Here is a 13,853-nt window from a genome sequence, read left to right on the forward strand (position 1 = left end):
CGGGGAGTCTGGATCAGGGGCCTATGAAAAAGGTAACGGGGGGAGAACTACCAGCGCTCACCGAAGAACCGGGCCAAAATCTCAACCTACGGGGCGATGTTCGACTGGGTTGCCCGCGGTGTGGCCCCTGTCCCCCCGTTGGAGACGGAGCGGTGAACAACCTGCATGACGTCCTGCACCACGCCGGACCGAAGGAGCGTAAGACGCTGCTGGCAACCGCCCCGGACCTGTTCACCATCACGCGGCCGAGGCTCTTTGGCGCCGGGGTGCGGCCATCGCCCGGTGCCGTCTCCAAGAATTGCCAGTTGGATCCGGACAACGAATCCCGCATCGACTGGCTGGTCCTGGCCCTGGTGGAATCCGGGGCCTGGAGCCCGGAGCTGGTTCTCGAAGGAATCGCCAGCTTCCGGGTCCGCCACTCCAGCGCCTTCCAATTGCGGTGGATTGCCGGGCTGGAAACGCTGCTGCGGGAAACGTTGCCGGTACGCTGAAACCCATGAGCAAAAAGCCGACGTCGGGGTCCCTTCCGGTGCCCTTCCGCTGGTTATGGGCCGGAGCGAGCGCCAGCAACCTGGGTGACGGGATGCTGCTCGCCGCCGGCCCGCTGCTGGTGCTGACAATGACCCGCGAACCGCTGGCCGTAGCGCTGGCACCCTTCGTACAGCAGGTCCCGTGGGTGCTGTTCGGCCTGCTGGCTGGTGCCGTGGTGGACCGGGTGGACCGGCGTGCATTGATGATCGGGGTGAACCTGCTGCGCATGGTGGTCATGGCCGCCCTGGCGCTGGTCATCTTCACCGGGGCGCTGACCCTTCCCCTGCTCTACGCCGGGCTTTTCCTACTAGGCACGGCCGAGGCCTTCGCCGATAACGCCGCTACCTCGCTGATCCCCACACTGGTGCCCAAGAAACAGCTGGGGCTGGCCAACTCCCGGCTCTTTGGCACCATCACCATTACCAACCAGCTCTCCGGTCCACCGTTGGGCGCCATGCTCTTCGCCATCGGCTACGCGCTGCCCTATGCCGGGTACGCGCTCATGCTTGGCGTGGCCGTGGTGCTCTACTCCAGGGTGCGGATCCCGCTGCCGGAACCGACAGGCGATGCAGTGCCAGAGACGAAGTCCCCGTCGCTGGTCAACGAGGTCCGCGAGGGGCTGGGCTGGCTACGCCGGCACTTCGCCGTGCGCACCCTGGCCATCCTGATCACCTGCTTCAACGTCACCTTCGGCGCCACATTCTCGATGCTGGTGCTTTACGCCACCGGCCAGCTCGGGCTCTCGGACATCGGCTACGGCCTGCTGATGAGTGCCAGCGCAATCGGTGGCATCCTCGGCGCGCTGGTTTTCCCGGCGCTGGAGCGCCGCTTCAGCTACACGACGCTGCTGCGCGCCGGGCTGATCCTGGAGACCGTCACCCACCTGGCCCTGGTGCTCACCCACCAGGCGTGGCTGGCGATGTGCATCCTGTTCCTCTTCGGCGTGCACGCATTGGTCTGGGGTTCGGTCTCCTCCACTGTCCGCCAGCGTGCGGTACCGCACAGGCTGATGGGCCGGGTGAACTCCGTCTACATGCTCGGCAGCGTCGGCGGCATCGCCCTGGGCTCGCTGCTTGGCGGTGTACTCGGGCAGATTTTCAGCTACCGGGCGCCGTTCTGGTTCGGGTTCGTCGGTTCGTTCATCATCCTGTTGCTGGTCTGGAAGCCGATGAAGCACATCGCCCTGGCCGGGGCCGATGCCACAGAGGGCACGTGAACACGCTGTCCTGCCGGCCCGATGCCTCCGGCGGCTACGACTTCGTGATCGACGGGATGTTCCTGAACGAGTAAATCTTCGGCCTTCACCGCCGGGACGGTCGGTTCATCACGCTGCTGCGGCCCCGGCGAGCAGAGGCGACCGGCGATTTCATGGCGGACCGGGTCTGGCTCTACTTCTGCCCGAGGTGCTTCGGCGAAGATTGCGGCGGGGTGAGCGCGCGCATCAGGTTCACCGGGACACGGCGCACTGGTCCGATTTCCTGCACGAATCGTCCTATGAGCCAGGCCACACCGAAAGCGTCGAACCACCACTGGATTTCTTGTTCGGCAAGGCGGCGTATCCGACGGAGCTGGAGCGGGTCGAGTCGGCGCCGTTCTCCGGACCCGGGCGCCCACCAATCGGAACCCCGGATCACCGCAGGCTCGGGCTCGAGTGGCTCGCCACCAGGCGCTGGCAGCGCAGGAAGGCCAAGCACCGCGGGCCGGCAACTGCCCGGACGTGTTCCGCTGCTCGTCGGGCCATGCCTGCACCGGGCATGTGGACGGGGCACGACCCGGCTGAGCCGTACCGCAACGGGCGTCCTCCGGGACGATTTCCGGCTGGGCGGTTCCGGAGAAGCCAGACCGGGCAGGGAGTTGGGCCAGGCCGTTGACCCGTGCTTCGCCGCCGGGCAGTATCACGGCGTGGTCGGCACTCTGCTCCACCTCGAGATGTGCGGGGCCTAGGAAGCCACGGTGGCCGTCCCCGACACGGGGTAGGGCGGTGGGAAAAGCACATCGGCATCCCGGTGTTGCGCATCGCGCTCGGAATACGCGGTGCGCAGCTTGGTGAAGATCCCCTGGGCCCGGGACCGCAGCGCATCCAGGTCAAGGCCCGGGAGTGTTGAATCCACGATGACCGGCCGACCGGCGACCACCGAGTGGGTGACCTGGCGGGCTGTGCCGTTGAGGACCAGGGTTCGTAGCGGGTCCTCGATTACCCCGTCGCGGAAATCCCCCAGCGAGAAGGCGACGAAGTCGGCCTGGGCACCGGGGGTCAAACGGCCCAGGTCCGGGCGCTTCAGTGCCGTGGCGCCGCCGAGCGTTGCCGCATCGAAGTAGTCGTTCAGCGACCCTGCATCGGCCCGCCCCTCGACGAGCCTGGCCAAGTGCATGCCGACGTCGATGCCGCGGATCAGGTCCGGCGGGAAGGAGTCGGTACCCAGTGCGAGGTTAATGCCTGCCGCGCGGAAGCGGTCGAAGGAGTTCAGCGCCTTGCCGTAGCGGAAGGTGGTCAGTGGGCAGTGGATGATGCTGACCCCGTGTTCGGCCAGCAGGGTGAGGGCCCCCTCCGGTGCGTGGTGGCCCGGGTCGGTCGCATCGATCATCACGCCGTGCGGGACCAGCAGATCGCAGTTGAGCAGCCCGGTGCGCCGGAGCACCTCGATCGGGGTGTCCCCGGCCTCGGCGAGCAGCTTCACTTCGAGTTCACCCTGTAGCGAGTGCAGTCGGACCGGGACGTTGCGCTCGGTGGCCAAGGCTGCGGTGCGGGCCAGCAGGTCCTCGGTCATCGTTTCGATACGGCACGGCAACAGGACGCCGTTGACCAGGGGATCGGCAAGGTCCCGGGCGTAGTCCAGGAATCGGAGGGCATCGTCCAAGCCCTCAAGGCCCTTGTCTTCGGCAAAGGCGACGCGGCGTTCGCCTTCGGCTGTGACGACGTGGACGCCGGAGCGGTAGGCAGGACCCAGGTAGCCACGCAGGCCGATCCTGCGGCTGGTTTCACTCATGCCCACCAGCTCGTCGTAGGTCTCCGCCCAGGAGCTATGGATTTCCGAGGCGATCGGCATGTACGTGGTGATACCGTGCAGGGCCAGCTGCACCAGCGCGAATTCACGCAGCGTCTGGCGTTCCCCGGGGGTGCAGACGTCATGCCGGCCGCCATCGAAGTACTCCTGTGACCAGATGTGCGCGTCGGCCACGTCCGGGGCCGCCCAGGAATCCAGGATCAGGTGGTCGATGTCGGTCAGGGCATCGAGGTCGATCAGTCCGGGAGTCAGCAGGCTTTGCTCCAACTCGACCGACTCATCGACGTTGCCGGAGTAGTCCTGGCCGACGTGGACGATGATGTCGTCCTCGACGACGATTTGTCCACGGGGGATCAGGGTATGGCCCGACCCGTCGTATCCGAGGACGTAATCTGCGCTGTATTTTGTCCGCACGGTGACTTCCTTTCGCCTCCGGCACCGGTTGCCGGGCCATGCGCCCACTCTAATTCATTGGTATGCCAAAAATGCAAAGTTCAAAATACCACTGTCTAACACGGGGGTAATCTCTTGCAAATACTGGCATGTAAAAATTGCGACATGTGAGATACATTTCACCGAACGCCGGTTATCGTAATTGGTATACCACCCTGAGGGATTTAGTCGGATGCACCCGGGACGAGCCTGAGCCCCCGGTGCACCAACCGGAACGAGGACCAATGAATCAGAAACCAGCAGCAGTGCGGCGTGTCGAAACCGGGCGGACCAATGCTCCGGCGCAGGCGCCCAACGTGCGCAACTGGACCGGCATCATCGCCGTTTCCACGTTGATTTCCATCGCCGCCATCGCGATCGGAACACACAAGTTCCAGCTCGGCCCTGCCGCGCTTGTCCTCTTCCCGATCATCTGGGCCGTGGTCATCGGCGGTATCGTCGGCGTACAGAAGGTCCGTCCAATCACCCCGTCGGGCCGTTCCGTGGCGACGGTCCTGCTCGAGGTCGGCATCGTGATGTTCCTGGCCGGCCTCGGAGCCCAGATCGGCCCGTCGCTGAGCAAGTTCGCCGAGATTGGCCCGGCCATCGCGCTGCAGGAAATCGGGCACATCGTCGGAACGGTCATCATCGCGCTGCCGGTGGCGGTCGGCCTGGGACTGGGGCGCGCCTCCATTGGGGCCACTTGGTCCATCGACCGCGAGTCCTTCCTGGCCTATGCCATCCAGAAATTCGGCGTCCGTTCTGCCGAGTACCGCGGCGTCTTTTCGGTGTGGCTGCTCGGCAGCCTTTTCGGCGCCGTCTTCATCTCCTTGCTGGCGGGCCTGCTCGGCGGCTTGGAGATCTTCGATCCCCGAGCCCTGGCACTGGGCCTCGGGCTGGGATCCGCATCCATGATGCTCGGCGGCGTCGGCGCGCTGTCCCTGCTCTACCCGGAGATGGCCGGGGAGATCCTAGCGCTTGCCGCGTTGTCCAACCTCGTCACCAACATCGTTGGGTTCTATGCAGGAGTGTTCATTGCCCTGCCGATGTGCAAGTCGCTCTACAACTTCTGGAAGCGCGTTTTCGGCAAGGACGACGAGGGCCGTTCTACCCGGCGTCTGGCGGCCGACGCCTCGGAGTCGAGCGCGGCGGGGAGGAAGCCGAAGCGGGAAGTGAAGCTGGAGGTCGAGGCGGACCCGGTGATCAAACGAACCCCTAAGGTGATGCTGCTGGCGCTGCTCGTGGCCGGACTCACTGGTGCACTGATGAATGCCCTGGGCACCAAGTCGTTCGAGCCCAAGGACCTTCTCGGCATCGGCCTCTTCATGGTTCTGACACTGGTGGCCTTCACCGTGGCCAAGTACGTACCCTCGGTCCCCTCGAGTGTGTGGGTTCTTGCGTTGGGAACGCTGCTCTCGGCCCCGTTCATGCCGACGGCTTCCTTCGTTGCCGATGTGATCGGCAACCTCGACGTCATCATGATCGGGTTGGCCTCGCTGACACTGATCGGACTCACGCTGGGACGCGACATCGCAGCGATCAGGACGCTGGGCTGGCGCATCGTAGTCGTTGCCTTGCTGACCTACTCGGCCAGCTTCATCGCCGCGGCCGCCATCGCGCAGTTCACCCTGCACCTCTAGGAAACCGGCAGCCGGCCCCGGGCATTGTTGAACCGGTGCTCGGGGCCGGCTGCCGCTAGCCGAGGGTCTTGCTCAGGTCGGCGAGGATGGGTTCGCGGCCCAATTCGAGGTGGGTATAGGCCAGGGCCGAAGCGAGTTCGGGGTTACCGGAGGCAATGGCCTGCACCAGGTCGCGGTGCTCGTGGCGTTGTTCATGGTGCCGGGTGCCCGGGGTCTGGTTGAACAACCATTCCATGCGGCCCAACAAAGGGCGGAACAGCCCAATCAGGATCGAATTCCCGCCCAGATTCACCAACTCGGTGTGAAAGGCCAGGTTGGCGCTGACCGTTTCGTCCGGGATCGGACCGGACTCGTCGGCCGCGTGCTCGCCGATGGCGGCACGCAGCGCCGCAACGTCGGCCTCGCCGGTGCGGACCCGGCGGGCGGCCGCCCTTGCTGCGTGCGGTTCGATGCAGATGCGTGCGTCGTAGAGCTCTTGTGCATCGTCGATTGTCAGTTCGCGCACGACGGCACCGCGGCGCGGGGAGGTCACCACGAAGCCCTCCTGTTCCAGGCGCTGGATGGCCTCGCGCACGGGAACGCGGGAAACGTTGTGATCCTCCGAGAGGGCGCGTTCGCGCAGTCTGGTTCCGGGAGCTGATTCACCGGTGATGATGGCCCGGAGCATGCGTGCGTAGACTTGGTCAGCGAGGGCGCCGAAGCCCCTGGATTCCTCGTTTTCGGCTAATGCCGAGGCGGCGACTGCTGGCTGTTTGACCATGGGGTTGGCTCCTACGCTGCGGGGCCACAGACGTGGCACAGTACTCGTAGCCTACCGCTGAAGCCACAGGAATTTCGGTATCCCAAAATTTTGGAACTTGAGGAATAGACGCTCGCATGCTGTGAACTTACCCCTATTTTAAGGAATTCGACTGGTACGCCTTGGTGCTTGGCATTATTTGGTATACAAAAGTAAATAGGAAAAATTCGCCCGACCAAAGGAATCCATCGTGCTGGTTACCAATATCCGTCCCTGGGGCCGCCCCGCCGTTGACCTTGAATTCACCCAGGGCGCCATCACCTCGGTCGCCCCGCACACCGGGGCCCGGCCAGGACCCGGCGACGTCGACGGGCGCGGTCGCCTGGCGTTGCCATCCTTCAGCGACGTGCACGTGCACCTGGACTCCACGCGCATCGGACTGCCGTTCCGCGAACACACCGGCGCTCCAGGTGTGTGGGCCATGATGCTCAACGACCGGCAGAACTGGCGCAACACCGACATCGGCATCGGGGAACTGGTGGTCGGAACGCTTGAGCGCATGATCGCCCACGGCACCACCCGGGTGCGCAGCTACGCGCAGATCGATGTCGACTGCAAGCTCGAGCGCTTCGAGGCAGTGCTGGCCGCCAAGGAGAAGTTCGCCCACGCCGCCGACGTGGACATCATGGCCTTCCCCCAGGCCGGGCTGCTGCTCGAGCCGGGAACCACGGAGTACCTCGAGGAGGCGCTGAAGCTCGGGGCCACGGTCATGGGCGGCATAGACCCATGCCAGTTGGACCGCGACCCGGTCCGGCACCTCGACATCGTTTTCGGCCTTGCCGAAAAATACCAGGTGGACGTCGACATCCACCTGCACGAACCCGGCCACCTGGGCATCTACAGTGCCGACCTGATCATGGAGCGCACCCGGGCGCTGGGCATGCAGGGCAGGGTCACCCTTTCCCACGCCTACGATCTCGGTAACGTCTCGGAAGCGGCCACGGCCAAACTGATCGAGGAAATGGCCGAGCTGGACGTTTCCTGGGCCACCGTCGCCCCATCGACCGCCGGCAAGCAGTTCACCCTCGCCGCGATGGCCGAGGCCGGGGTGCGCGTGGGCCTGGGCGAGGACGGCCAGCGCGACTACTGGAGCCCGTACGGAAACTGCGACATGCTCTCGCGCACCTGGCAGCTGGCCTTCACGCACGGGCTGCGCCAGGACGAGATGATCGAGCACTGCGCGGCCATCGCCACCATGGGCGGGGCCTCCATCATGAACCGCAGCGTGCGGCGCCTGAACGGCACCGGCGACCGTCCGGGGCTGGAGATCGGTGATCGCGCCGACGTCGTGCTCGTTGACGGGGATACGATCACCAGCGCCGTGATGGACAAGGGAACGGACCGCACGGTCTTTCACGACGGAAGACTTGTTGCCGACGGGCTAGAACTCTGTGGCTGAGCGGTCACCGGTCCCGACTGCCCTCCACCAGGCGCCCACCGGGAAGCCGGCCGCGACCTCGCCGGTGAAACGGGCTGTACCGCTGCTCGGCCTACTGGCGGCCTTCGCCGTCGGCCTGAACCTGCGCCCGGCCATTACCTCGGTGGCGGCCATCCTTCAGGAGCTGACCGCAACGGCCGGGCTCGCACCGGCGGACGTGGTGTTGCTTTCTTCGCTGCCCGTGGCCGCCTTCGGGCTGAGCGCGCCACTGATCCCGTTGTTGACCCGTCGGCTCGGCACGGAGCTGGTGCTCCTTGCCTCGATGTTGCTGCTCGCCGGCAGCCTCGGAATGAGGGCGCTGGTTCCGGGACTGCTGCTTCTCTGTACGTTTACCGCCGGGGTGGCGATCATGGGCGGCAGCATCCTCATGCCGCAGTATCTCAAGGAGTTGCGAGCCTCGCCGCGGGCTGTCGGCATCGCCACGACGACCTTCGGGGTCGGTGCCGCGGCGGGAGCTTCGCTGACCCGGCCGGTCGTGGCAGCGGCCGGTGGGAACCTTTCTGCCGGGCTGGGGATTTGGACCGTGCTGGCCATCGCGGCCGCTGTCCTCGTCTGGGTCCGAGCGGCTAGCGCTGGCGGTGCGGTCCCGGTTCGGGAACCCGGGGGAGGCCTCCCGGCGCCGGCGGCCGCCGCAGCCCGAGGTGCGGCCAGAGTCTTCGGCCCGGAGGGGCGGCGCACGGCGGCGCTGATTGGGGCGGTCTTCGGCCTCCAAGCGATCCTCTACTTTGCCGTGTCCAGCTGGCTTCCGACCATCCAGGACGAGGCGGGAATTGACCGCGGCACGGCGGCGAACATGCTTGCCTGGTTCAGTGCCGTGGGGTTCATCTCCACGCTGCTGACCCCGATGCTGATGGCGCATCTTCGTTTGCTGCGCCTCGCTGCGGCGCTGATCGGCGCGTGCGTTGCGTTCGGGTTCGGATGGTTGGCGCTCGGGGGAGCGGCAGGCTCCTTCGGTGCCATTACGCTGCTGGGATTCTCCCAGAGCGCAGCCTTCGGCCTCTCCATGGCGCTGATCGTTGCCAAGACGGCAAACGGCGCGATAGCCGGGAAGCTCTCGGCGGTCAGCCAAGGCTTCGGTTATGTGGCGGCAGCGCTGGGTTCGGCGCTCATCGGTGGGCTGCGGACCTGGACCGGCTCCTGGAATGCCTCACTAGCCCTGATGTCGCTGCTGGCGCTGGCGATGGGTGTGGTGGCGGTGCTGGCCGTCGGCCGGGAAGCTATTTCCGGGGCGGAGCACGGCCGGGAAGAGTGAGCTGTGGCAACAGCCCGATGCCCCGGTGAGTCGCGGAGCCTGGGGTCGTTTATTCCCCGCTGTCCTCGGTGGTGAATCCGCTGGTGGTGGGCTCGGTAAGTTCGGCGAGAAGCTCGGCCACCGACGGGTAGGCCTCGTCCGGGCGGAACGGGAAACGGGCCACATCGGACGGCTGGGTGATCCCGGTGTAGACCAGCACCGTGTGCAGGCCGGCCTCCATGCCGGCGATGATATCGGTGTCCATCCGGTCCCCGATCATCGCCGTGGTTTCCGAGTGCGCGGCGATGCGGTTCAGGGCCGAACGGAACATCATCGGATTCGGCTTGCCCACCACGTAGGGCTGGCGGTTGGTGGCCTGGGTGATCAGTGCCGCCACGGCGCCGGTGGCGGGCACAAGGCCCTCGGTCGAGGGACCCGTCGCATCCGGGTTTGTCGAAATGAAGCGAGCCCCCGAGGTGATCAGCCGGATGGCCTTGGTGATCGCCTCGAACGAATACGTGCGGGTCTCGCCCAGGACCACATAGTCGGGATCCTGGTCGGTGAGGATGAAGCCGGCCTTATGCAGCGCCGTGGTCAAACCGGCCTCGCCGATCACGAAGGCCCGGCCTCCGGGCTGCTGGCGCTTGAGGAACTCGGCGGTGGCCATGGCCGAGGTCCAGAGGTTCTCCTCGGGGATGTCCAGGCCCGAGGCCCGCAGCCGGGCGCAGAGGTCCCGCGGGGTGTAGATCGAGTTGTTGGTCAGCACCAGGAAGCGCTTCCCCGTGGACACCCAGTGCGAAATGAGTTCCGCTGCGCCGGGAACGGCCTGGTTCTCGTGGACCAGGACCCCGTCCATGTCGGTGAGCCAGCATTCGATGTCTGCCGGAGTGCGGTCAAGCTTGGTTGCCACGGTGGAGTCCTTTCGCGAAAATGCTGGTCAAGACCAGTCTCTCAGCTGGCAGCCGGCCGTGCGGTTGATCCTGGTCACAACCACTTGTTCTTTTTGAAAATCACATACAACCCGACGCTCAGGGAAGCCATCAGCACCAGGGCCGCCGGGTAGCCCCATGCGAAGGACAACTCCGGCATGTCGTGGAAGTTCATCCCGTAGATGCTGCCGATCAGGCTCGGCGCAAACAGGATCGCGGCCCAGGAGGAAATCTTCTTCATCTGCTCGTTCTGGGCCACGCCAGCCTCCGTGGCCTGTTGCGATGCCAGCGTGGAGCTGAGCGAAAGCAGGTTGGTGAGCAGGGCACGGAAGGAGGTTATGCGTTCGGCGATCCTGATGGCGTGGTCCTGGACGTCGATGAGCTTGCGGTCCAGCTCGATCGCCTCGTGGCGGTTGGTTGTGATGGCCGCGACGTCTTTGCGCAGCTGTTCGAGCACGGCCTCCAACGGCGCAACAGCCCGCTGGAATTCGATGACCTCGCGGGAGAGTTCGTAGATGCGCCGCGAAACGACGCTCTCACCGGAGAACAGCTGATCCTCGATTTCGTCGATATCGTTGCCCAGCCCCGCCGCCACCGGCTCGTATTCGTCGATGACCTGGTCCAGCACCGCATAGAGGACGGCAGGCGGGCCGAGCGACAGCAGGTCCGGTTCGTCCTCCAACCGCTTGCGCACGATGGATAACTGCGGGGATTCGGCATGCCGGACGGTGACCACGAAGTCCGACCCGGCGTAGACGTGCAATTCGCCGAACTCGACCTTCTCGATGTCGTCGATGTAGCGGGCCGGGCGCAGCACGACGAACAGGTGTTCGCCGTAGTGATCCAGCTTCGGCCGCTGGTGCCCGGCCAGGGTATCTTCCACCGCCAGTGCGTGCAGCTCCAGCTCCGCCGCGACCTCCTCCATTTCGCCTGCGTCCGGCCGGTAGAGCCCCAGCCAACACATGCCGCCGGTGGCTTTCAGGTCTTCAAACGTTTCGCTGAGCGACTCCGGCTTTAACACCCGCTTGCCTTCGACGTAGATCGCGTTTTCAACTATTGGCATGGGCGACTCCTGGAATCAGCCGGACCCGGTCGGGTCCGTGGCCGCGCCGTTGCGCGGACACCTTCAGTCTTTCACCCCGGGCCGCTCCGGCCCGGCTACCGCGCGTCGGGCCCCGCCGAAGCCACTACCCTTGAAGGGTGACTTCAGCCCCTGAACCCGTTGCGAAAGAGCCCGGCTCCGTCGAGCCCGCTGCCGAACCGATCCACGATGAACGCCCGGAAGTGGGCCTCGGCCCGTGGGAGGGCATGTGGCCGCAAGAGGAGCACTACGACCCGGAGCTGCTGGCAGAGGGCGACCGCCGCAACGTGCTGGACAAATACCGGTACTGGAAGATGGACGCGATCATCGCCGAGCTCGATACGCGGCGCCACGAGTTCCACATCGCCATCGAAAACTGGCAGCATGACATGAACATCGGCACCGTGGTGCGCACCGCCAACGCCTTCCTCGCCAAAGAGGTGCACATCATCGGCCGACGCCGCTGGAATCGCCGCGGGGCCATGGTCACCGACCGCTACCAGCACGTACGCCACCACGCCACGGTAGAGGAGTTCACCGCCTGGGCGCATGCGGAAGGGCTGGCGATCATCGGCATCGACATCTTCCCGGATTCCCAGCAACTGGAAACCTATGAACTACCGCGCAAATGCGTGCTGGTTTTCGGCCAGGAGGGGCCCGGGCTCAGCGCAGAGGTCCATGCGGCGGCCGAGGCGACGTTGTCCATTGAACAATTCGGCTCCACGCGGTCCATTAATGCGGCATCGGCGGCGGGTATTGCCATGCACGCATGGATCCGCCGCCATGTCTTCAACCAGCGGGTCAGGTAGTCGACGCCATTTTCAAGTAGCCCGAACCCCTATCTCAGGGCAGATGCGTAAGCTACCGTGAGGCGTGAGCGCGCGGTTCTTGGGGAGCCGCCTACCGATCCTGACGACTATGGTCCGGCCGGTTGCTTGGGATCCCTTTCTTGCGGGAGGGATGGCGAGAGGAGTCGGGCACATGTCTTTACATCGGGTGAATCACCGGCCCACCTCCCGAAGCGCTGGGGCGCATCCGGTACGCACCATGGGAGTTGCCTTAGCGGTGGCGGCGGTCTTTGCCTCGACCGGCACCACCTTCTCCCCGCTGTTGGAAGCCCCGGTCTTGGCCAACGCCCTGGGAACAGCCGCCGCGGCCGTCCCGGCTGTCTATGTTTCACCGATGGCCGACGTGGACGCGGTGACCTGGGAAGGCGCCCAATTGCGCAGCAACCCGGCGGCCGTCGAAGATGTCGAGGGCATGCCCGGAGGCCTCTCGGGACAGAACCTGCCCCAGGGAATCTCCAATGACACCGGCTATCTGCCCGCGGCGACGGCATTGCCCGGGGGGCTCTCCTTCATCCATCCCGTCACTTCCCGGTACATCACCAGCCCCTACGGTTGGCGCCATAACCCCACCGGTCCAGGCATGCAGATCCATATCGGACAGGATTACGCTCAGGTCTGCGGGGCGCCGGTGCGGGCGGCTGCTGATGGCGTGGTTATCCAGTCTGCCTGGGCCGGGCACTCCGGCCAACGGGTGACCATCGACCACGGCAACGGAATCCGCACCGGCTATAGCCACAACTCGCAGCTCATCGCCCGAGTAGGCGAGCAGGTCAAGCAGGGCCAGATCATTTCGCTGGTCGGGACCACCGGCAACTCCACCGGCTGCCACCTTCACCTTGAAGTCATCATCAACGGCCGCTGGGTCGACCCGAGGAACTACCTCCCGATCATCCCGGGCCAACCCCGGCCCCTGGTGGACTCGAGCAACACCACGGTTGCAGCCGAACCGATCACCAACACCGGAGCGCCACGGGTTCAGGCTCAGGAGACTGGTGACCAGAGCCCGTATTTGCCTGCCATCGCCCGTCCGCCGGCAGCATCGGCCCCGGCCATGCACAAGGAGCCGAAGCAGCCCGCCAAACCGACTGCGCCCACCGAAGCGCCCAAGCCAAAGCCGATGCCTGAACCGACGAAGGCGCCGTCGAGCCCGCACCCCGACAAGACGCCATCGCCCCCCAAGAAACCACTCAAACCATCGCCGACTCCCTCGAAGATCCCCCCGCCCGTGAGCGCTCCGAAGCCGAGCATGACGCCTTCTGATCCGACCGCGGCGCCAAGCGCCACTCAGGCCACGGCTCCGACGCCAGCGATGCCGACTCCGGCTCCGACCGCGGCTCCGACCGCGGCTCCGACGCCAGCGATGCCGACTGGGGCTCCGACCGCGGCTCCGACGCCATCGACTTCGGCGGCACCACCCACCTCGTCAGCCCCGACCCCAACGATGCCGGCTCCGACGCCAAGTGCCACTGCGACTCCTCCTGCTTCATCGACGCCATCGACTTCGGCGGCACCACCCACCTCGTCAGCCCCGGCGCCAACAGCTGAACCCTCGAATTCGCCGTCGACCCCGCCGCCGGGAGAACCGGAACCCGAGGTGGCTCCTGCGCAGAAGTCGGATCTGCCCGTGGGATCCATTTGCGAGTTGGAGCCTGTCGTGGTGCCGACCGAAGGGAAGATACAGGCGCAGGCGCAGGCGAAGGAGAAGGGCGACCCCGAAACGGGCATCGTGTCGGAGGACGGCTACTGCCTTCCCCCGGCCAAGCCCGGGCAGGCGTCCCAGGTGATTGAAACGCCACCAGCCAGGAAGGATTCCTGATCCCCGGAGAAGCAAAGGGGATGCCATCAACGGTGGAAGGCCGGCCGCGTCATGCGACCGGCCTTCCACACGCCATGTCGCTAAGATGGTGTTGAGCCAACGA

Annotated in this window: 11 protein-coding genes; 7 read left to right on the forward strand and 4 right to left on the reverse strand. The window is 65.7% G+C overall.

What is annotated here, in order from left to right; genetic code table 11:
- Positions 1-152: 152 nt before the first annotated feature.
- A complete protein-coding gene (locus tag E9229_RS06300) occupies positions 153-491 on the forward strand; it encodes a hypothetical protein (protein ID WP_183510415.1) in 339 nt (112 codons plus the stop codon).
- Between the two features lie 5 nt (positions 492-496).
- The gene (locus E9229_RS06305; RefSeq protein ID WP_183510416.1) at positions 497-1,747 is read left to right on the forward strand and encodes an MFS transporter; all 1,251 of its coding nucleotides are present in this window, start codon (positions 497-499) and stop codon (positions 1,745-1,747) included.
- A 724-nt stretch (positions 1,748-2,471) separates the two neighbouring features.
- Here E9229_RS06305 and E9229_RS06310 read toward each other — a convergent pair.
- Positions 2,472-3,950 carry a chlorohydrolase family protein gene (locus tag E9229_RS06310; RefSeq protein ID WP_183510417.1) on the reverse strand — a complete coding sequence of 493 codons (1,479 nt, stop codon included), beginning with the start codon at positions 3,948-3,950 and terminating at the stop codon, positions 2,472-2,474.
- 263 nt (positions 3,951-4,213) lie between these two features.
- On the opposite strand from E9229_RS06310, the gene E9229_RS06315 reads away from it, so the two are divergent.
- Positions 4,214-5,608 carry a DUF3100 domain-containing protein gene (locus E9229_RS06315; protein WP_183510418.1) on the forward strand — a complete coding sequence of 465 codons (1,395 nt, stop codon included), beginning with the start codon at positions 4,214-4,216 and terminating at the stop codon, positions 5,606-5,608.
- Between the two features lie 55 nt (positions 5,609-5,663).
- On the opposite strand, the gene E9229_RS06320 is transcribed toward E9229_RS06315, so the two are convergent.
- Positions 5,664-6,368, reverse strand: coding sequence for a GntR family transcriptional regulator (locus E9229_RS06320; RefSeq protein ID WP_183510419.1), 705 nt, complete (start codon positions 6,366-6,368; stop codon positions 5,664-5,666).
- Positions 6,369-6,597: 229 nt separating this feature from the next.
- On the opposite strand from E9229_RS06320, the gene E9229_RS06325 reads away from it, so the two are divergent.
- Positions 6,598-7,806, forward strand: coding sequence for an amidohydrolase family protein (locus E9229_RS06325; RefSeq protein ID WP_183510420.1), 1,209 nt, complete (start codon positions 6,598-6,600; stop codon positions 7,804-7,806).
- Complete coding sequence (locus E9229_RS06330) at positions 7,799-9,097, forward strand: MFS transporter (protein WP_183510421.1); 1,299 nt, start codon at positions 7,799-7,801, stop codon at positions 9,095-9,097. Before E9229_RS06325 ends, E9229_RS06330 begins: the two co-directional genes overlap by 8 nt.
- Positions 9,098-9,146: 49 nt before the next feature.
- On the opposite strand, the gene E9229_RS06335 is transcribed toward E9229_RS06330, so the two are convergent.
- Complete coding sequence (locus tag E9229_RS06335) at positions 9,147-9,932, reverse strand: HAD-IIA family hydrolase (RefSeq protein ID WP_183511915.1); 786 nt, start codon at positions 9,930-9,932, stop codon at positions 9,147-9,149.
- 128 nt (positions 9,933-10,060) lie between these two features.
- On the reverse strand, positions 10,061-11,068 hold the full coding sequence (locus E9229_RS06340; RefSeq protein WP_183510422.1) for a magnesium and cobalt transport protein CorA: 1,008 nt from the start codon (positions 11,066-11,068) through the stop codon (positions 10,061-10,063).
- A 245-nt stretch (positions 11,069-11,313) separates the two neighbouring features.
- Here E9229_RS06340 and E9229_RS06345 point away from each other — a divergent pair, with 245 nt between their 5' ends.
- Both E9229_RS06345 and E9229_RS06350 read left to right on the forward strand, forming a co-directional pair.
- A complete protein-coding gene (locus E9229_RS06345) occupies positions 11,314-11,895 on the forward strand; it encodes a TrmH family RNA methyltransferase (protein ID WP_183511916.1) in 582 nt (193 codons plus the stop codon).
- Positions 11,896-12,133: 238 nt separating this feature from the next.
- A complete protein-coding gene (locus tag E9229_RS06350; RefSeq protein ID WP_183510423.1) occupies positions 12,134-13,750 on the forward strand; it encodes a M23 family metallopeptidase in 1,617 nt (538 codons plus the stop codon).
- Positions 13,751-13,853: the final 103 nt, after the last annotated feature.

Origin of the sequence: Paeniglutamicibacter cryotolerans, from assembly GCF_014190875.1 — a bacterium.
Taxonomy (GTDB): Bacteria; Actinomycetota; Actinomycetes; order Actinomycetales; family Micrococcaceae; genus Paeniglutamicibacter; species Paeniglutamicibacter cryotolerans.

What these genes read in the sequence shown, in the direction of transcription:
- E9229_RS06305 (WP_183510416.1), top strand. Translation starts at nt 497, where the DNA reads ATGAGCAAAAAGCCGACGTCGGGGTCCCTTCCGGTGCCCTTCCGCTGG.
- E9229_RS06315 (WP_183510418.1), top strand. Translation starts at nt 4,214, where the DNA reads ATGAATCAGAAACCAGCAGCAGTGCGGCGTGTCGAAACCGGGCGGACC.
- E9229_RS06320 (WP_183510419.1), bottom strand. Translation starts at nt 6,368, where the DNA reads ATGGTCAAACAGCCAGCAGTCGCCGCCTCGGCATTAGCCGAAAACGAG.
- E9229_RS06335 (WP_183511915.1), bottom strand. Translation starts at nt 9,932, where the DNA reads ATGGACGGGGTCCTGGTCCACGAGAACCAGGCCGTTCCCGGCGCAGCG.
- E9229_RS06340 (WP_183510422.1), bottom strand. Translation starts at nt 11,068, where the DNA reads ATGCCAATAGTTGAAAACGCGATCTACGTCGAAGGCAAGCGGGTGTTA.
- E9229_RS06345 (WP_183511916.1), top strand. Translation starts at nt 11,314, where the DNA reads ATGTGGCCGCAAGAGGAGCACTACGACCCGGAGCTGCTGGCAGAGGGC.
- E9229_RS06350 (WP_183510423.1), top strand. Translation starts at nt 12,134, where the DNA reads ATGGGAGTTGCCTTAGCGGTGGCGGCGGTCTTTGCCTCGACCGGCACC.